This window comes from Nesterenkonia sp., from assembly GCF_029265375.1.
In the GTDB taxonomy this organism is placed as follows: domain Bacteria; phylum Actinomycetota; class Actinomycetes; order Actinomycetales; family Micrococcaceae; genus Nesterenkonia.
Genome location: NZ_JAJUJJ010000010.1, coordinates 72942 through 92225, shown reverse-complemented (window position 1 = coordinate 92225; position 19284 = coordinate 72942). Strand labels below are relative to the sequence as shown.

At 67.5% G+C, this 19284-nt stretch carries 16 protein-coding genes, 1 tRNA gene and 1 pseudogene; 9 read left to right on the top strand and 9 right to left on the bottom strand.

The window, feature by feature from the left end:
- Positions 1-131: 131 nt before the first annotated feature.
- A pseudogene (locus Q1K09_RS06085) lies at positions 132-602 on the bottom strand (chromate transporter); the annotation flags it as partial.
- Positions 603-819: 217 nt separating this feature from the next.
- Between Q1K09_RS06085 and mobF the strand changes: the two are divergent.
- On the top strand, positions 820-4278 hold the full coding sequence (gene mobF / locus Q1K09_RS06080; protein ID WP_300344008.1) for a MobF family relaxase: 3459 nt from the start codon (positions 820-822) through the stop codon (positions 4276-4278).
- Here the strand turns inward: mobF and Q1K09_RS06075 are convergent.
- From Q1K09_RS06075 to Q1K09_RS06065, 3 genes are all read right to left on the bottom strand, one after another.
- Positions 4273-5058, bottom strand: a complete 786-nt coding sequence (locus tag Q1K09_RS06075) for a Fic family protein (protein ID WP_096145903.1) — start codon at positions 5056-5058, stop codon at positions 4273-4275. The genes mobF and Q1K09_RS06075 overlap by 6 nt on opposite strands.
- Before the next feature lie 16 nt (positions 5059-5074).
- Entirely contained in the window at positions 5075-5281 is a 207-nt protein-coding gene (locus Q1K09_RS06070; RefSeq protein ID WP_096145902.1) for a hypothetical protein, read from the bottom strand.
- 109 nt (positions 5282-5390) lie between these two features.
- Positions 5391-5615 (bottom strand): helix-turn-helix domain-containing protein, encoded by a 225-nt coding sequence (locus Q1K09_RS06065; RefSeq protein ID WP_240513601.1) that lies wholly within the window; start codon positions 5613-5615, stop codon positions 5391-5393.
- 110 nt (positions 5616-5725) lie between these two features.
- On the opposite strand from Q1K09_RS06065, the gene Q1K09_RS06060 reads away from it, so the two are divergent.
- The gene (locus Q1K09_RS06060) at positions 5726-6286 is read left to right on the top strand and encodes a helix-turn-helix transcriptional regulator (RefSeq protein WP_069600596.1); all 561 of its coding nucleotides are present in this window, start codon (positions 5726-5728) and stop codon (positions 6284-6286) included.
- A gap of 31 nt (positions 6287-6317) precedes the next feature.
- Positions 6318-7604 (top strand): tyrosine-type recombinase/integrase, encoded by a 1287-nt coding sequence (locus Q1K09_RS06055; protein ID WP_069600595.1) that lies wholly within the window; start codon positions 6318-6320, stop codon positions 7602-7604.
- Positions 7605-7683: 79 nt separating this feature from the next.
- Here Q1K09_RS06055 and Q1K09_RS06050 read toward each other — a convergent pair.
- Positions 7684-7767, bottom strand: a tRNA-Leu gene (locus tag Q1K09_RS06050).
- A 206-nt stretch (positions 7768-7973) separates the two neighbouring features.
- Between Q1K09_RS06050 and hrpA the strand changes: the two genes are divergently transcribed.
- The gene (hrpA, locus tag Q1K09_RS06045) at positions 7974-11921 is read left to right on the top strand and encodes an ATP-dependent RNA helicase HrpA (RefSeq protein ID WP_300344003.1); all 3948 of its coding nucleotides are present in this window, start codon (positions 7974-7976) and stop codon (positions 11919-11921) included.
- A 21-nt stretch (positions 11922-11942) separates the two neighbouring features.
- Here hrpA and Q1K09_RS06040 read toward each other — a convergent pair whose 3' ends face one another.
- Positions 11943-12359 carry a hypothetical protein gene (locus Q1K09_RS06040; protein WP_300344002.1) on the bottom strand — a complete coding sequence of 139 codons (417 nt, stop codon included), beginning with the start codon at positions 12357-12359 and terminating at the stop codon, positions 11943-11945.
- A 3-nt stretch (positions 12360-12362) separates the two neighbouring features.
- Complete coding sequence (locus Q1K09_RS06035; RefSeq protein WP_300344001.1) at positions 12363-12797, bottom strand: HIT family protein; 435 nt, start codon at positions 12795-12797, stop codon at positions 12363-12365.
- 48 nt (positions 12798-12845) lie between these two features.
- On the opposite strand from Q1K09_RS06035, the gene Q1K09_RS06030 reads away from it, so the two are divergent.
- From Q1K09_RS06030 to Q1K09_RS06010, 5 genes are read left to right on the top strand one after another with little or no spacing between them, the layout of a single operon-like run.
- On the top strand, positions 12846-13268 hold the full coding sequence (locus Q1K09_RS06030) for a transcriptional repressor (RefSeq protein ID WP_300344000.1): 423 nt from the start codon (positions 12846-12848) through the stop codon (positions 13266-13268).
- A gap of 9 nt (positions 13269-13277) precedes the next feature.
- Positions 13278-14045, top strand: a complete 768-nt coding sequence (locus tag Q1K09_RS06025; protein ID WP_300343998.1) for an alpha/beta fold hydrolase — start codon at positions 13278-13280, stop codon at positions 14043-14045.
- Positions 14046-14077: 32 nt separating this feature from the next.
- Positions 14078-15115, top strand: coding sequence for a metal ABC transporter substrate-binding protein (locus Q1K09_RS06020; protein ID WP_300343997.1), 1038 nt, complete (start codon positions 14078-14080; stop codon positions 15113-15115).
- Positions 15112-15921: an ABC transporter ATP-binding protein gene (locus Q1K09_RS06015; protein ID WP_300343996.1), complete on the top strand. Its 810-nt coding sequence runs from the start codon at positions 15112-15114 to the stop codon at positions 15919-15921. Before Q1K09_RS06020 ends, Q1K09_RS06015 begins: the two co-directional genes overlap by 4 nt.
- Positions 15918-16808 carry a metal ABC transporter permease gene (locus Q1K09_RS06010; RefSeq protein ID WP_300343994.1) on the top strand — a complete coding sequence of 297 codons (891 nt, stop codon included), beginning with the start codon at positions 15918-15920 and terminating at the stop codon, positions 16806-16808. Before Q1K09_RS06015 ends, Q1K09_RS06010 begins: the two co-directional genes overlap by 4 nt.
- Here the strand turns inward: Q1K09_RS06010 and Q1K09_RS06005 are convergent.
- Together Q1K09_RS06005 and Q1K09_RS06000 are read right to left on the bottom strand one after the other, a co-directional pair.
- Positions 16759-17823, bottom strand: coding sequence for a hemolysin family protein (locus tag Q1K09_RS06005; RefSeq protein ID WP_300343993.1), 1065 nt, complete (start codon positions 17821-17823; stop codon positions 16759-16761). The genes Q1K09_RS06010 and Q1K09_RS06005 overlap by 50 nt on opposite strands.
- Entirely contained in the window at positions 17820-19229 is a 1410-nt protein-coding gene (locus Q1K09_RS06000; protein WP_300343992.1) for a hemolysin family protein, read from the bottom strand. Before Q1K09_RS06000 ends, Q1K09_RS06005 begins: the two co-directional genes overlap by 4 nt.
- Positions 19230-19284 lie beyond the last annotated feature (55 nt).

Below are 19284 nucleotides of genomic sequence, written 5' to 3'. Positions count from 1 at the left end.
GCAGCCCAGGCCCTCGAGCCCACCAGCAGTCAGGAGGTGAGCACCACAGAGCCCACCCTCGAAGCCATCCCCGCCTGAACACACCCTGAAACGAGAGCACACCGCGAACACGACTCATACACCACTACTCAGGACTTGACCGCAATCGTCGCTCGTCGCGCATCAGGCGTGAGTGACTTTGCCATCCCGAGCACAGCATGACCCACGACCGCGACCGCCGCAGCCTTCAGGCCCAGCACCCATCCAGCCTGCGATACGTCGCCAAGGGTGGATACGCCGAGCGCGAACCCGAACAGCAATACCGCAGATGGCAGTGTGAACCCGAGCCATGCCGCGACAAGACCGAGTATTCCAGCTCTCTGCAAACCGATCGCCATGCCGACCTGGCTTGATGCCGGGCCGGGAAGAAACTGGCACAATGCGACAAGATCCGCATACGCGCGATCACCCAGCCATCTGCGTCGCTCGACGAACTCTGCTCGAAAATATCCAAGATGAGCGACCGGGCCACCGAACGACGTGCACCCTAACCTCAAGAACACCAGAAGGACCAGCAATGGCGCGCCAAAGTCGGTTCGACGGCCACCTTCTGCGGACAACATTTCTTACTCAGAGTGGGGCACCATCCGTGACTGGCGCTACTCGCCGCGCTGCATTCACGCAGTGTTCACTCGCGGCTCAGAAGCCGTCACCGACTTACGCGAACCTTCCGTGTCGCACAGTGCGATTCTAAGATCGCTCTGCTGACTTCTGAATGAACGTATGCTACCGTGGTAGATAGATAGAGTTTCTAGTTTAGAAACATTGGTGGTGAGAGCGATGCAGGGCGGCGTGATCTTGCTCCGGGGCACCGGGGCTGATGCGCTGCGCTATGTCGAGGCCGACCGCTCGCGTGCTGACGACTACTACCTGTCTGACAGCACCGGGGTTCAGTACGCGGTGCTCGACGCTTCGGGCGAGGCCGTGAGTAGTCGGGTGCTGACCGCTGACGAGTATGCGGGATGGGTGGACTGGATCAATCCCGATACCGGCGAGCAGATGGGAAGGCCTCGCCTCGCGGGGTTGGATCGGCAGGGGTCGCCCCGGTTCGCGGAAATGGTCATCAACACCCCCAAGAGCCTGTCCGTCGCTGCCGCCTTGCATCCCGAGGTATCCAAGGCGCTGGACGCAGCACAGCAGGACGCCCTGGCGGAGATTCAGCGGTGGCTCGCCCAGTACTCCGTGACTCGTGTCGGCCCGCGCGGCAAGCAGGAGGTCGTACCTATTGAGCACATGCAGGTGGTCGGCATCACGCACCGGACGAGCCGGGCCGGTGATCCTCACCGGCATATCCACATGCAGATCGGCGCCCGTGTCTGGGCGGCGGGCAAGTGGCGGGCGCTCGACACGGCGGCGACGTTCCGGCAGCAAGGCGCGATCCGCGCCCTCGGTACTGCCGTGATCGCCGCCAGCCCCGAACTCGCGGAAGTGCTCGACCGTCACGGCCTCCTCCTCGACCCGGTGACTGGCGAAGTCACCGAACTCGAACCGTTCAACGCGCTCATGTCGAAGCGCGGCGAGCAGGTGCGGAAGAACCTGGAACGGCTCGAAGCCGAGTGGGAGACGGCGCATCCGGGCGAGACGATGGGGCCGGTCGTCTCATCTCGGCTGACAGCGCAGGCGTGGGCGTATGAGCGCCCCGCGAAGAAGCCCACGACCTTGCGGGAAGAGGAAGCCTGGCTGACCGAGCTCCGCGAGGTCGGCTACGACCCCGAACACCTGGCCCGCATGCCGGCGCGTGTGCCGGTATCACCGGATGAGGTCTCGGTGCAGCGGATCGCATCGTGTGCGCTGGATCGTTGCGCCGCAGCAGAGTCGGCATGGACTCGCCACACCGTGCAGGAACACGCCACCCGCATCATCACCGAGGCGGGCGTGCGTGCCACCCCGCAGGAGTTGCGCGAACTGGTGACCGTTGCAACGACGCTCGCGCTCGAGGATTGCTTCTCGATCCTGCCGCCTGACACCGCTACCCCGGAGCATGTCGCGCACCTCACGAGTTTGCGGGTGGTGCAGGTAGAGACGGAACTGCGCGACCTCATCACCGCCCGAACACCCGACCGCGAGCCGAAACACGGCGACGTGCGCGAGCACGCGGCCGCACTCGGGCAGCAGCTTGACCCTGGCCAGCTCGTCGCGGCCGCAGCGGTCGCCTCGACTGATCCGTTGGTGATCGTGGAGGGCGCCGCAGGCGCGGGCAAGACCACGATGCTCGCCACCGCGATCCGCGCCGCTGAGCAGCGCGGCGGCAGGGTGCGGGTGGTTGCGCCGACCAAGCGTGCCGCCGAGGTCGCGCACCAAGAACTTGGCGTGCCCGCCGAAAGCGTCGCCGCCCTCGTCTACGCGTACGGATGGCGCTGGAACCAGGACGGCGTATGGACACGCCTCGCCCCAGGCGACACCGATCCGATGACTGGCGGAACCTACACCGGTCCACCCCGAGACGCGCAGTTGCGCCGTGGCGAGCGGATCGTCGTGGACGAGGCCGGGATGCTCGACCAAGACACCGCACTCGCCCTGTTCACCGTCACAGCCGAGACGGGCGCAACCCTCGCGCTCGTCGGCGACCGCGCGCAACTGCCCGCAGTCGGCAGGGGCGGCGTGCTCGACATGGCCGCACAACTCAGGGGCCGCACGTTCGACATGGATGAGGTACACCGCTTCACCAACCCCGCCTACGCCGAGGTCACCGTGCAGATGCGCGACCGTCGCAACCCCGGCGAGGTGTTCGACCGGCTGCGCAAGCTTGGGCTGATCCGGCTCCACACCGATGCAGACGAACTGCGCGAAGACCTCGCCACCAGCAGACACGACGGCGACGCCGTCACCGTCGCATCGAATGACGAGGCGGCCCGGCTGAATGATCGCATCCGAGACGAACGCACCCGCGCGGGCATCGTCGACGACACCACCACGACCACCGGCAGCGACAGCCTCAGCATCGGGCGCGATGATCTGATCCAGACCCGGCAGAACCGCGCCGACCTGGGCGTGGCGAACCGGCAACCGTGGATCGTCCAACGAGTCGAGCAGGATGGGTCGCTCTGGGTGCGTGACGCGCACAGCGACCGCAAACGCGAACACTCAATCCGCCTGCCCGCCGAGTATGTGCGCGAGCACACCCACCTCTCCTATGCCGCGACCGCCTATGGGGTGCAGGGCGTTACCGTGCCCGCCTCACACACCGTCCTCACCGAGCAGATGGGCGGCGCGACCGTCTATGTTGGCATGACCCGCGGCCGAAACGAGAACACCCTGCACGTCGTCGCGGAAAGCATGGCCGACGCCCGAGCGCAGTTCATCGAGGCGATCGAACGCGACCGCGCAGACCGAGGACTCGCCGACGCGACCGAACGCGCGGCCGAAGCGGTGCGCGGCCTCGTCGCTGACGGCCCGGTGAAGCTCGTCAACGACGAGGTTGTCCGACTCCTGCGTGACGCTGAGCGCGCCGAGCGAACGGCCGAGAAGTGGGAGCAGATCGCGGAGCGGCTCGACCAGCAGCAGGCCAACCACCAGGCGGAGGACGAGCAAAGCGCCGAGATGATCCGCGCCGCCGAGACTCACACAGCCCAAGCCCGCGCCGAGGTCGTCGCGGAGTTGGTGCCGCAGGCCGTCGAGGACGGCGAAACCTACCTCACAGCCGTCACCGCCGAGAGCACCACATCGGAACGGCTCGCCACGTCGGGCAGGTTCGGACGACGCCGAGCGCGACAGGAGTACCAGGCCGCGACCGAGCGCACCCACACGGCACGCGAGCAGGTGCGCGACGCCTGGGGTGTACTACCGCGCCACGGTGACGGCCTCACCGAGTGGGCCACCACCGCTGCCGAGCGGCGTGCCGAGAACGACCCGCGAGTGATCGACGCTGACCGCCGCCTCGCGGATGCGCAGTCTGGGCGGGCGGCGCTCAAAGACCAGCACAACCGCGAACGCCTCACGCTGCTCGCGAGAGAGTTGGGGGTCGAACGGGTGCGTCGTGACCCGATACGAGCACGGTTCATCCGCCCCGACCGCGAAGCCCGCAACGTGCACGCACAGGCGGCGGTGGCGCGGCGCGATGCCGAGGAATTGCGCGCCCTGCCGCCCGAGCAAGCCGCCGCACTGGTCGAAGTGAAGCGTGCAGCGGCAGAGCAGGTCCGGCAGCTTGCCGCTGACCGCGCGCGGCGACTGCGCGGCACGGTCGAGCAGAACCACCCGAGCACAGAGCCACGGCGTGACGGCCCGAGCCTGGGCTTATAGGCCGAGCGAGGGGCCGCTGCGCGGATCACAGGGCGACGCGCCACCGAACGCCTCAGGCGGCTGGAGGTTCCAGCGGCGCTGCCGGGCGGCGTCGAGCGCGCGATCCAACGTCTCCGGGTCGCGCACCGACCGGCGAGTGGTGAAGCCCTGTGCGTGCCCGTCCAGGCTCGCCGTGAGCCGGTCGGAGCGTGCGGCGTCTTCGACGGTGACGAGGTTCGGGCGGATCAGCGCGTCAAGCCCGGAGTGATCTTCCACGATGGCGAGGGTGCGGGCATGGGCGAACACGTCGCCGGGGATCTGCGACCAGTCGATCACCCACCCGGCATCGCGGGCGAGCTGGTTGAAGAAGACATGCTGACTGCGCGTGTTCACGTCACGGAACGGATGGATCGCCGTCGTCTCACCCCACACCCACGCCAGCCCATCCGAGAACGCATCCACGTCCAGGTCGCGCAGGTAGTCGCGCTGGGCGAGCGCACCAAACACGCGCTCCGTCTCGGGAACGATGAACTGCGGGCGGCAATGCGCAATGCCGGTGCCGCCGGGATGGGTGTCGGTGGCGCGAATCTCGCCACCCCAGGAGTACATATCTTGCGTCAGGTAGGCGTGGATCGCTTGCAAGTGCGGCAGATCGTAGCCACCAGCGATGGGGTGCTCGCGTAGCGCACCCATGCGGGCACCGATGAAGTCGGCCTCAGCATCTTTCCAGTCGTCGTAGTCGGTGATGCCGAACGTGTTGACCAGAACATCGCTGCCCGGATAGGTGTACCGATCAGGCATCGCGACGCCGAGCGGTTCAGGCGGTGCGAGCGGCCAGGCGTGCGCGGGTACGGGCGGCGATCACTTCGACAGCCTCGTCCACGGTGATCTCGCCGCGCACCTGGCGGGCCAGAAGCTCCAGCCCCTCGGGGGTCATCTGCTCACCGGCGGTCTGCTGCCCGGCCTGCACCTCAGTGAGCACGCGCTGAACGTGCGCCTCGGATACGCGAGTCTTCGTCGCCATAATGGGGTGCCTCCTTGTGGTCGGCTTCGTGAGTTCAGTCTACGCGGCACGTCCGACAAAGCGCCGGACGACCAGCACGGGAGTGCCGAATCGGCACCACCAGCCCTGTTCACCGCGCGGGGGTGCCGGGAACCGTGGAGTGTGCGTCGTCGCCGTCGAAGATGCGCAGGAACTTCTCTCGTGGAATCACGACCCGCCTGCCGAGCTTCACGGACGGGATCGACCCGTTCTCGATGCTCGCCGTGATCGTGCGGGGATCGACCCCGAGCGCCGCCGCAGCCTCCGCCCGTGTAATGACCGCGTTACGGGAGGCCCGTAAGTCGTCCAATGTCACCGATATGTCTCTCATCGCCCTGCCTGCCGTCCCTAATCAAGAGTCCTGAGTTCCCAATAAAGTACAGTATGGTGCTTGACGAGTCAAGAGCGGGCATGTACGTTCCTAGTATGGAAACAGAACGAGTGCGGGGAAACCCCGCCGGGATCACGCACGAGCACGTCGCCCAGAACCTCCGCACCGCACGCCAGGCCATCGGCATGGACGTGCGCACCGCCGCCCGGCTGATGACCGAGGCGGGCCGAAAGCTCGCCCCGTCGGGGATCAGCAAGATCGAGAACGGCGACCGGCGCGTGGACGTGGACGACCTCACCGCCCTCGCCTACATCCTCCGCACCACACCCGCAGCTCTTCTTACCCCGCTTGCTGAGGCGGTCACGCTGACCGGGGTGCCCGAGTCGTTCCTACCCGAAGAGATACAGGCATGGGTCGCAGGCGCCGTGAAGCTCACCACCGAGGACTTGGTGCGCTACTGGAAAGAGCAACGCTTCCAAGCGATCAACTCGGCGCACTGGGCCGAGGAAATACTCGCCAAGTACGACCGCGGCCAGGTTGGTATCACTCCGCGCGAGGTGTACCAGGAACGCTACGACGTGCAGACCGCCCGCGAGGAACACGCCACCGGCAGGCTGTTGCAACTCGACCCGAACGCCTCACTCGCGTTCGAGTAACGAACCACCACGAGAGAAAGGAGCAAGGTCTATGGCACCAGCCAGTCACCCGCCGCCGGACGAGGCGGCACCGAGCAGCGTTGAGGGGGTGAAGCAGAAGCAGCAGCGACGTTCCCGGTCGCGGCATCAGGGATCGCTGGGCGACTACCAGACCCGCAAGGGGCGACGGTGGAAGTTCCAAATCTATGTGCTGATCGACCCGGAGAAGCCCGAGCTGGGCGAGAAGCGGCTCACCCGTGGCGGGTTCACCGACCTCGAAGAAGCACAGGCCGCGCTCACCGAGGCGCTACGAAAGAAAGCGAGGAACGAGAAGTTCCAGGGCAAGACCCCCACGGTCGGTGTGTACGCCGAGCATTGGATGTCGAGCTTGCGGCTGGCCGATTCCACGATCAAGGGGTATCGGAAGATCATCCGTAACCACATCACCCCCGACCTGGGTCGCATCAGGATCGACAAGCTCACCGCCACCCGCATCGGCTCCCACTACCGGGAGTTGGAAAAGAGCGGGCGCAAGGACGAGTACGGCAAAGGCAAACCACTCTCGGCCAACAGCATCCACAAGGTGCACGTCGTCCTCGGCGCGATCCTCGACGCCGCAATCGACGATGGGCTGATCCAAGTCAACCCGGCAAAGAAGAAGCGCACCGTGAACGCCCCGAAGTCGTCACAGGTTCGAGCGCAGAAACCGGAAATCGTGACCTGGACGGGCGAGCAGCTACAGACGTTCCTCACTTGGAACGAGAAGGAACTGCAAGACGAACTGTTCCCACTGTGGCGACTGATCGCCTACACCGGGATGCGACGCTCCGAAGCTCTCGCGCTCAGATGGAACGACATCAACACCAAGACCGGGCGCATCAGCATCCGGCGAGCGGTGAACACCGAGGACTGGACGACCACCAAGACCACGAAAACGGGCACCGCCCGCGTGATCGACGTGGACGCCGCGACCCTCAAAGTGCTCGCCTCCTACAAGGTCGCCCGCGCCGAAGTGTCGTTCGATTTGGCGAAAGCCGATGCGTATGTGTTCGGTGACGACGAGGGCAAGCTGCGCTCACCCGACGCCATGACGAGCCGCTGGGATCGCCGCATGAACTGGCTCGCCAAGGCACACCCGACGCTGCCCCGCGTGACGATCAAGGGGCTGCGCCACACGCACGCCACACTCCTGCTGGAGCTTGGCGAGCATCCCAAGGTAGTACAGGAGCGCCTGGGGCACTCCACCATCACAACCACGATGAACATCTACAGCCATGTCACCCCGACGATGCAGAAAGCCGCAGCAGACCGCTTCGCGGCCCATCTCGGTGGGGCTTAGCACATATCTCAGCACATGGCACGAAAATGACCCCCAACCCGGTGATCTAAACCCCAGGTCAGAGGCCATTTTCTGTTCGTGCGCGAGGGGGGACTTGAACCCCCACGCCCGTGAAGGCACTGGCACCTGAAGCCAGCGCGTCTACCAATTCCGCCACTCGCGCATCGATCTCCGTTATCCCGGTGGAACCGGGTCCCTGGAGATCTCCGAAGTGCTGAAAACAGCGAGAACTATCTTAACCACAGATCGGCCGAAGTTCCTAATCCTGGCGATCAGGCCCGCGAGCATGCGACGCCCGCCCCACCGGCGGGGTCGGACGAGCGGGCGGCGTGGGGTCCGGCCGCGCGGGGCCGATAGACTCCTGGGGCTATGTCTGTTGCCTCCCGCCCCCTCCAGGAGTTCTCCGCGGAGTCTCTGAACTACCCGGAGCATCTGCCGGTCACCGGCGAGCGCGAGCAGATACTCGCCGCCCTGAAGGAGCATCAGGTGGTCGTCATCGCCGGCGAGACCGGTTCCGGCAAGACCACCCAGCTGCCGAAGATGCTTCTGGAGCTGGGCTTGCACACCGAGGGCCTGATCGGCCACACCCAGCCGCGGCGGATCGCGGCCCGATCGGTGGCTGAGCGCCTGGCCGAGGAGCTGGGCACCGAGCTCGGCGGCAACGTGGGCTACCAGGTTCGCTTCACCGCGGAGGTCGGCGAGCAGACCGCGGTGAAGCTGATGACCGACGGGATCCTGCTGGCTGAGATTCAGCGCGACCCTCAGCTGCGGAGGTACTCGGCCATCATCATCGACGAGGCCCACGAGCGCAGCCTGAACATCGATGTGATCCTCGGCTACCTCAAACGCCTGCTGCCCCAGCGGCCCGACCTGAAGGTGGTGGTCACCTCCGCCACCATCGATCCGGAGAGGTTCAGCCAGCACTTCGCCTCCGAGACCACCGGGCCGGCACCGATCATCGAAGTCTCCGGGCGCACCTATCCGGTGGAGATCCGCTACCGGCCGGTGGTGGGCCCGGAGGCGGATGAGGACGACGACGGCGAGCGCGACGAGATCACCGCCGTCTGCGACGCGGTGGCCGAACTGGCCCAGGAGCCCGACGGCGACATCCTCATCTTCTTCCCCGGGGAGCGGGAGATCCGCGATGCCGCCGAGGCGATCGGCGAGATGCTGCCCCGGCACCGCAGGCTGACCGGCTCCGAGGTGTTGCCGCTGTTCGGGAGGCTCTCGATGGCCGAGCAGCGCCGGGTCTTCACCCCCGGCGGCCGGCGACGCATTGTGCTGGCCACCAATGTGGCCGAGACCTCGCTGACCGTGCCCGGCATCAAATACGTGATCGACACCGGTACGGCCCGGATCTCGCGGTACTCCACGCGCACCAAGGTGCAGCGGCTGCCGATCGAGCCGATCTCCCAGGCCAGTGCGAACCAGCGCGCCGGCCGCTGCGGACGCACCTCTGAGGGCATCTGCATCCGGCTCTACTCGCAGGAGGACTTCGAGTCGCGGCCGGAGTTCACCGATCCGGAGATTCTGCGCACCTCGCTGGCCAGCGTGCTGCTGCAGATGTCCTCCATGGGCATCACCTCCACTCCCCAGCAGCTGCTGGATTTCCCCTTCGTGCAGAAGCCTGATGCCAAGGCGGTCAACGACGCCGTGCGGCTGCTCTCCGAACTGGGCGCGCTGACCTCGGCGGGGAAGGTCACCCGCACTGGACGGCGGCTGGCTCAGCTGCCGGTGGATCCCCGGCTGGGGCGCATGATGGTGGAGGCCTCCCAGCGCAGCTGCCTGCGGGAGGTCACCGTGCTGGTGGCCGCCCTGTCCATCCAGGATGTGCGCGAACGCCCCACCGAGAAGCGCGACGAGGCCGACGCGCTCCACCGGCGCTTCGCAGACGAGAAGTCCGACTTCTCCGCGCTGCTGAACCTGTGGCGCTATCTCACCGAGCAGCAGGCCGAGCTCTCCTCCAGTCAGTTCCGCAAGCTGTGCCGGCGCGAGCATCTGAACTGGCTGCGGATCCGCGAATGGCAGGACCTGGTGAACCAGCTGGGAGAGCTCAGCCAGCAGGCCAAACTCTCCAAACGGCGGGTCCGGGTGCGCGACACCATTGACCCGGTGGGCCGGCACGACGCCGTCCACCAGTCTCTGCTGGCCGGGCTGCTCAGTCACATCGGGCTGTTCAACCCCCGCACCCGGGAGTATCAGGGGGCACGTGGAACCCGGTTCGCCATCTTCCCCGGGTCCGGTCTGTTCAAGAAGAATCCGGACCTGGTGATGGCAGCCGAGCTGGTGGAGACCTCCCGGCTGTGGGCCCGCACTGTGGCGGCGATCGAGCCGGCCTGGGCGGAGGAGGTGGGCCGTCACCTGCTCAAGCGCAGCTATTCGGATCCGGTGTGGTCCTCCAAACGGGGCGCCGTCGTCGCCACCGAACGGGTCACGCTCTTCGGGGTGCCGATTGTGGCCGACCGGCGCATCCTCTACGGCCGAGTGGACCCGCAGTTCGCCCGCGAGGAGTTCATCCGGCAGGCGCTGATCCACGGCGACTGGAACACCCGCCACCACTTCGATAAGCGCAACAGGGACCGGTTCGCAGAGATTGAGGAGCTCCAGGAGCGCACCCGGCGCCGCAACCTGCTGGCGGCGGACCATCAGCTGCTCGCATTCTTCGACGAACGTCTGCCGCAGAACATCACCGACCAGCGAGCCTTCGACGCCTGGTGGAAGAAGCAGCGGCACGAGACGCCTGAACTGCTGGATCTTCCCACCTCCACGCTGATGGCCCCGGACGCCGAACAGGTGGACCTGGACGCCTACCCCTCCAGCTTCGACCATGACGGCCTGCAGCTGGACCTCACCTACGCCTATGAGGCCGGAGTGACCGTGCGGATCCCGGTGGTGTTCCTCAACCAGCTGCAGCCTCACCGCTTCGAATGGTTCATCCCCGGCCGCCGCACGGAGATGATCACCGCGCTGATCCGGGCTATGCCCAAGCAGCTGCGGAAGAACTTCGTGCCGGCCCCGGATGTGGCCGCCGCCGCCCGGGAGACCCTGGAGGCGGAGCACTCCCCCAGCGTCGACCCATTCCGTCCCGCCCTGGCGGCAGTGCTGCGGCAGCTGCGCGGCGTCGTCGTGGAGCCCGACCAGCTGGACGTGGCCGGACTGCCCGAGCACCTGCGGTTCACCTTCGCAGTGGTCAGTGACCGCGGCCGGGTGCTGGACACCAGCGCGGACCTCGAAGAGCTGCAGGTCCGCTTCGCCGCAGAGAACCGGGCAGCGATCCAGCGCTCCGTCACCGCGGGCGGGCTCGACGACGCTGGCTCGGCGGGGTCCAGCGCGGCTGGGTCCGGCGCGGCTGATTCAGGTCAGACGGCCTCAGACAAGGCGGAAGCGCCCTCGGCAGCGTCGAAGCGGCAGGCGCCGGCGCCGGAGGGGTCGACGTCGCAGACCTCCGGGATCTTCGCCGCGCGCAGACAGACTCGGTGGAGCTTCGGGGATATCCCGCGCACTATCGCCTCCTCCGTCGGCGGCCGCGAGGTCACCGGCTACCCCGCGCTGACCCCGGACTCCGAGGGCGTCCGGCTGACGGTGACCCAGTCGGAGGCCGAGCAGCGCCGCACCCACCGCGCCGGAGTGGTGGCCCTGCTGCGCTGCGTGCTGCCCTCCCCGCAGCGCTATGTGGTCGACCGTCTCAGCACGCGCGAGCGCCTGGCCCTCGGACAGTTCGGCGAGGTCGACCACGTCGTGGCTGAAGCCACCACGGCGGTGCTTGATGACCTGGTGGGCGAGCAGCTTCCGTTCACCGCCGACGGGTTTGAGCGCACCGCTCGCAGCGCCCGGGCCGAGCTGATCGATCAGATCCTGGCGCTGACTGATGTGATCGCCGAGATCCTCACCCTGAACACAGAGGTGCGCTCCCGGCTGGACCAGGTCGGCTCAGCGGCGCTGCGGCCGGCGGCAGAGGATATGCGCGCTCAGATCGACCAGCTGGTGCATCCGCAGTTCATCACCGCCGCGCCGGTGTCCCAGCTGCGGCACTTCCCACGGTACCTGCGGGCCATGCTGATGAGGCTGGACCGGCTGGAGGCCGGCCAGTCGGTGGCGAAGGACACCACAGATATGCAGCAGGTCCAGGCGCTGGAGGATGAGTACGACGCCGCCGTCGACTCAGTGCCCGAGCAGCTGCCGATTCCGGAGGATCTGGCGGCGGTTCAATGGATGATCGAGGAGCTGCGCGTCAGCCTCTTCGCCCAGCAGCTGGGCACCGCCCAGACAGTCAGCGCCAAGCGGGTCCGGCGGGCGATCAAGCAGGCCAGAGGCTGAGGCCGCCGCTGGGCGCTGGGTTCAGCTGCGCGGCTCACCCAGCAGCTGCTGCGCCAGCTCCAGCCGGTCATCCACTGCCCGGTGCGCTGTGACAACGGCTCGCCAGGTGTGCCCGAGCACGGCAACGGTGAAGCCGCCCACCACCAGCATCAGCACGTATCCGGCCAGCTCCTCGCTGCGGATGACCAGTGCGCCCAGCAGGCAGGCAGCCACGGCGCCCCAGGTCCACCACGCCATCGCCTGCAGGTGGCCCAGCGCCGCCCGGTGGCCCACGCGCCAGGCCTCATCGGAGGACTGGAGCTTCTTGGTCCGCAGACCCCAGACGTGACTGACGGTGTCCATGGCGCCGCCCCTCACCTGGGAGGCCATCAGCTGGAAGAGCAGACCAGCAGGCGCCAGGGAGAGCCCCACGACCAGCAGCAGCACCCCGCCGGGCACGGCTCAGTCCTCCTCGGCCGGGACGTGCTCAGCCTCTCCCATCAGCCGCAGTGCGACCCGCAGCTTCTCGGCCGCCTCATCCATGGCCTGCTCGTCCGGGTTGTCCATCGCCTGGGCGAAGTCATGGTCAGCCATCGAATTCGACGGCCACACGTGCAGATGCAGATGCGGCACCTCATAGCCGGCGATGGCCAGACCGGCCCGCTGAGATCCGAACGCGTCCACCTGGGCCTGCCCTATCCGGTGGGCCACCCGCATCAGATGGGTGATGAGCTCGGCGTCGGCGTCGGTCCACCGGTCCACCTCAGTGCGCGGAACCACCAGAGTGTGGCCATAGGCCAGCGGCGCGATGGACAGGAAGCCCACGCAGGTCTCGTCCTGCCAGACGAACCGGCCGGGCAGCTCGCCGTCGATGATCTTGGTGAAGACGGTGCTCATGGCACTACTCTAACGGCTCACATCGCCCCCTGTTAGGCTGGATTGAGCATGACCACCACACAGTCCACTCCCCCGGTGAAGGGCCGCAGCACCCGCCAGAAGCGCGCGGTCTGGGCGGCTCTGAACTCTTTGGACGACTTCGTCTCCGCCCAGGAGCTGCACCGCATCCTCACCGACCGCGGGGAGAAGGTCTCCCTGGCCACGGTCTACCGGGTGCTGCAGTCCCATCAGGAGGAGGGCCTGCTGGATGTGCTGCGTCCCGACGACGGTGAAGCGATCTTCCGGCTCTGCGCCGCCGAGGAGCACCACCACCATCTGGTGTGCCGCTCCTGCGGGCTGACCGTGGAGTTCGAAGCCCCCGATGTGGAGTCCTGGACCGCACAGCTGGCTGCCGACAACGGGTTCACCGAGGTCCGCCACACCCTGGAGATCTTCGGTCTGTGCCGGGGATGCTCGGCTGAAGCCGCATAAGATGTTCGCGTGGTGAACCGATCCTCGCACGCCCCTCAGGAGCCCACCGGGGCTGGGGTTGCCCCATCTGGGGTGGGCGCCCTGGTGCTGCACGGATTCACCTCCACCACCGCCTCAATGCAGCCGGTGGCTGATGCCGTCACAGCGGCGGGATTCGACGTCGAACTGCCGCTGCTTCCCGGCCACGGCACCCGGTGGGAGGATCTGGCCGCAACCCGGGCCGAGGAGATTCTGCAGGCAGTGGCCGCCGCCCACCGCCGGCTGGCTGCACGCTGCGGGACCGTGATCCCCGTGGGACTCTCGATGGGAGGGGCGCTGGCCCTGTGGAGCGCCGCTGAGCACGGCAGCCCGGCGGCAGCGGTGATCAACCCTGGGCTGAGGCTGGCCCCCGGCACGGTGCTCACGGCCCGTCTGCTGGGGCGATTCACACCCACCTGGAAGCCGCTTGCCGGGGACATCGCTGCCCCCGGAGTCACTGAGGAGGCCTATCCGGTCACGCCGCTGCGCGCCGTGGTGGAGCTGGACCGGCTCTTCGCTGCCGCGCGGTCCCGGATGCCGCAGCTCGCAGCGGCCGGCACTGAGGTGCTGCTGATGCGCTCCGCGGTGGACAAGGTGGTCGGGTCACGCTCGGCAGCCCTGCTGAAGCGGGCGCTGCCCGGCCAGGTCACCGAGGTGGTGCTGCGCCGCAGCCGGCATGTGGCAACCCTGGACTATGACGCCCCGCTGGTCGCGGAGCAGACGGTGGAGCTGCTGCGGCGGCACAGCCACCGACTTTGAGAATAGTTATCAATAAGTATAGGCTGTTCTCCATGCACAGACTCCCCTGGACCATGCACAGACTCCCCTGGACTGCCGCCGCCTGCGCCGGCCTGCTGATCATCACCGCCTGCGGCTCGGCCGCTGAGGATCCGGCTGCAGACGGCGGCGAGCGCGAGGGCACCGGCCTGACGGTGGTGACCTCGACCAACGTCTACGCCGATCTGGTCTCCCGCATCGGCGACGACACGGTGGAGGTGAAGCCTCTGGTCTCCTCCACCTCTGTGGACCCCCACTCCTATGAGGCCACGCCGCAGGACCGGCTCGCCGTGGAGGGCGCCGATGTGATCATTGCCAACGGCGGCGGCTACGACTCCTTCATCACCTTGCTGGCCGCCTCCGCGGAGAAGGAGGACCAGGTCTACCAGCTCATCGAAGGCGAGAACGAGCATTCGCATGAGTCCGACGGCGCCGGCGACAAAGACCACTCCGGCGAGACTGACGGTACGCACGAGCACGACCATTCCCACGAAGCCGACAACCACGACCATGGCTCCGACGACGCCGGCTACCAGAACGAGCACATCTGGTACGACCTTGAGCGGATGGAGGAGTTCGTTCTGGACGTCGCCGATCATCTGAGCGAGCTCGCCCCGGAGAACGCCGAGCGCTACGCGGACAACGCCGAGCAGCTGGCCGCTGAGATCCATGAGCTCGATGAGCGCAACCGGGCCTTGGAGGCGGACGGGCTCAGCTTCCTGGCCACTGAAGCTGTCTCCGGCCATCTGCTGGAGGACGCCGGGTTCACCAACCGCACCGACTTAGAGTTCCTCTCCGCGGTGGAGCACGGCGACGACGTCTCTCCCCGGCTCTACCATCAGGCGCTGCAGGCGGCAGAAGAGGTCGACCTGCTCTCCTACAACTCCCAGACTGAAACACAGCAGTCGGCCCGCATCCGGGCCGCGGCAGAGGACGCCGGCACCGCAGTGCTGGAATTCACCGAGACGCTGCCGGAAGACTCGACCGGCTATGTGGAGTGGATGGAGTCCAATATCGACCGCCTGGCCTCCGCAGCGGAGGAGATCCGGTGAGCCAGCCAGCGCTGAGCGTGCGCTCGGCGGGCATCCGCTTCGGCGAGCGCACCCTCTGGGAGGATCTGAGCTTCTCGCTGCAGTCCGGGGAGTTCCTGGCCGTGCTGGGACCCAACGGTGCCGGCAAATCCACACTGCTGAAGGTCCTGCTGGGCCTGCGGCGGCTGACCACCGGCACCGCCGAGGTCCTGGGACGGCCGGTGCGGCGCGGCGGCAGCCGGGTGGGCTATATCCCCCAGAGTCACGATATGGCGCCGGAGACGCCGCTGCGCGCCCGCGATCTGGTGGCCCTGGGGCTGGACGGGCACCGCTACGGCATCCCCTGGGCCCGGCGCGCCACCCGCGAACGGGTCGATGAGCTGCTTCAGGAGGTCGGCGCCGCCGAATATGCCGAGCGCCCGGTGGGGCTGCTCTCCGGCGGCGAGCAGCAGCGCCTGCGGGCCGCTCAGGCGCTGGCCGGCAACCCGGCCCTGCTGCTGTGCGACGAGCCCCTGCACTCACTGGACCTGCACCATCAGCGCGCCGTCTCCCAGCTGATTCGCCGCCAAGCCGTGGAGCGTGGCTCCGCCGTCGTGTTCGTCACCCATGAGATCAACCCGGTGATCGAGCACGTGGACCGGGTGCTCTACTTCGCCCGCGGACAGCACCGTCTGGGCACCGTGGAGGAGGTCATGCGCACCGAGGTGCTCTCCGAGCTCTATGAGGCCCCGGTGGAGGTCATCGAGCACCGCGGCCGGATCGTGGTGCTCTCTGAGCACCTGGAGGGCTACCACGATCACGACCACGCCACGGAGGATCGCCCATGATCGAGCAGCTGACCTCCTCCTTCAGCACCGAGGGCTACTGGGAGCTGTTCTGGCTGGTGCGCAACTCGGTGATCACCGCCGCTGTGCTGGGCCTGATGGGCGGGGTGGTCGGCATCTTCGTCATGCTGCGCCGCTCCGGGCTGGTGGTCCACGGCATTGCGGAGATCTCCTTCGCCGGAGCCGCGCTGGCGCTGCTTGCCGGCCTGGATGTGGTGGCCGGCTCGGCGGTGGGCGCAGTGGCCGCGGCCCTGCTGATCGGGGCGCTCAGCCTGCGCGACCGGGACACCTCAGCGGTCACCGCCGTGCTGATGCCCTTCGGCCTGGGCCTGGGGATCCTGTTCCTGCACCTGTATCAGGGTCGCAGCGCCAACCGGTTCGGTCTGCTCACCGGGCAGATCGTGGGGGTCGACGATGTCCAGACCCGCACACTGGTCACCACAGCGGTGCTGATCAGCTGCCTGATGATCCTGCTCTGGCGTCCGCTGCTGTTCTCCTCCGTGGACCCTCAGCTGGCCTCCGCGCGCGGTGTGCGCGTCAATGCCCTGTCTCTGGTGTTCATGGTGCTGCTGGGCCTGGCAGTGGCCATGAGCGTGCAGGTCGTCGGAGCCCTGCTGGTGCTCTCCCTGCTGGTGGTGCCTTCGGCGGCCGCCCTGAAGGTCACCAGCCGTCCGCTGACGGTGGTGCTGCTCTCCTGCGCATTTGCGGTCACCGCCGCGGTCGGGGGGATCATGCTGGCGCTGACCGGCACAGTGCCGATCAGCCCCTACATCACCACGCTGAGCTTCCTGATCTATGTGGTGTGCCTGCTGGCCGGCCGGCGCACCCGCGCCAAGCGGCTCAGATCTGGTGCTTCCGGCGCGAGTCGCGCGCCTGCGTCGCGTCGTTGATCTCGCCCACCAGCACCTCCAGCACATCCTCCAAAAACAGGATGCCGCGGGTGACGCCGTCGTCGTCGATGACGCGGGCCAGATGAGAGCCCGAAGCCTGCATACGCGCCAGGCAGGTCTCCAGGTCATCGGCCGGGCGCATATTCCCCAGGGACCGCACTGCGGTGACCGGAACCGGCTGCTCGGCGGCTGCCGACGGCAGGGCCATGATGTCCTTCAGGTGCAGGTACCCGGTGTAGCCGCCGTCGGGCGCGGCCACTACGAAGCGGGAGAACCCGGTCTTGCCCACCGCCTTCTCCACCTGCTGGGGGGTGACGTCCAGCGGCACGGTCACCAGCTCGTCGGTGGGCACCATCACCTCGGCCGCGGTGCGGTCGGTGAACTCCAGCGCCCCGGCGATGATGCCGGCCTCATCGGTGACGGTGCCTCCGCGCTTGGACTCGGCGAGGATCGACTCCATCTCCTCCAGGGTGAATGTGGAGATCACTTCATCGCGCGGGGTGACCCTGAACAGCCGCAGCACCACATTGGCCGCCGAGTTCAGCACCCAGATCACCGGCATCAGCAGCTTGTAGAGGGACACCATCGGCGGGGCCAGCAGCAGGACCGCCCGGTCCGCCATGGAGACCGCATAGTTCTTCGGGATCATCTCGCCGAAGGTGACATGCAGGAAGCTGACGAACAGCAGGGCGATCAGCAGCGAGACCGCGTGCGTCACCCCGGCCGGAAGCTCGGCGGCTTCGAAGGGCACTGCCAGCAGGTGGTGAACGGCCGGTTCCGCTACGATCAGCAGCAGCAGGGAACAGACCGTGATGCCCAGCTGGGCGACCGCCAGCATCTGGCTGACGTGCTCCATGGCGTAGAGGGCGGTCCGTGCCCGGGTGGAGCCGGTCTCCGCCTTCGGTTCGATCTGGCTGCGCCGGGCCGAGAGCACGGCGAACTCCCCGGCGACGAAGAACGCATTGCCGGCCAGCAGCACCACGAGCCAGATGAGTCCGATCAGATCCTCGGTCACCGGTCACCTGCTCTCTGGCGCTGCGCGGCCGCCTGCATATGCTCCGCCCGCTCCTCGGCCAAGCGCCGGGCCCGCTCCGCCGCGACACGCAGGGCAGCGCGGCGCGCCTCCGGGTCGGGGATGAACTGGATCCGGTCGATCCGGCGGCCGTCGACGCCGACGACGACCAGCCGCCCGGACTCGATGGGCACCTCGTCACCGACCGCGGCCACCCTGCCCAGCTGCAGCAGCATGAACCCGGCCACAGTCTCATAGGCAGGGTCCTCGGGGATCTCCAGCTCCAGGATCTGGGAGTTGATCTCATCAGGCCGCATCAGCCCCGGGAAGAACCAGTCGCCGCCGGCGCTCTGCAGCACACCGGGGGTCAGCGCGTCATGCTCATCGGAGACCTCGCCGACGATCTCCTCGACCAGATCCTCCAGGGTCACTGCCCCGGAGGTGCCGCCGTACTCGTCCTCCACGATCGCCATCTGCAGGGGAGCCTCGCGCAGCACCGGCAGCAGCGCATCCAGGTGGATGGTCTCCGGCACGCGGGTCACCTCACTCATCAGTGTGGCCGCCACCAGCGGATCCCGTTTGCTGCGCGGAACGGCGACCGCCTTCTTCACATGCACCACGCCGCGGACCTCGTCCACACCGGCCTCCCCCAGCACAGGGAACCGCGAGTAGCCGGTGCGCCGCGCGGTGTCGATGATCTCCTCCAGGGAAGACTCCGCATCCACGGTGACCATGCGGGGCCGCGGGGTCATCACATCAGCAGCCGTCTGCTCGGAGAAGTGCAGAGTCCGGTCCAGGACGGTGGCCGCCTGCGCGTCCAGGGTGCCCAGGCTCGCCGAGCGGCGCACCATGGCGGAGAGCTCCTCCGGGGTTCTGGCTCCGGAGAGCTCCTCCTTAACCTCCATGCCGAAGCGGTTGAGCACTTTGTTGGAGAAGCCGTTGAGCACAATGATCAGCGGCTTGAACACGGCGGTGAAGATCAGCTGGGCGCGCGCCAGCGCACGGCCGACGCGGAACGCCTCCGCCACCGCCAGGTTCTTCGGCACCAGCTCTCCCAGCAGCATGGTGGCCATAGTGGCCAGCAGCATAGCGATGACCAGGGACACACCCCGGGTGGCCGCCTCCGGAACTCCGACCGCCGCCATGGGTTCGGCCAGCAGCCGCCCCAGTGGGGGTTCGGTGACGTAGCCGATCAGCAGCGTGGTCAGCGTGATGCCCAGCTGGCAGCTGCTCAGCTGGGTGGACAGCGACTTCAAGCACTTCATCAGCGGCACGGCGTGCTTGTCCCCGTGGTCGATGGCGTGCTGGACGGTGGGTTGGTCCAGGGCCACGAGTGCGAACTCGACGGCGACGAAGAAGCCTGTGCCCAGGATGAGAAGAAATCCGACGGCGAGGAGGAGCCAATCCACTTAGCGGCTCCACCCCCGGCTGCACGGCAAGGGGGACGTCATCCGGCTGCAGCCG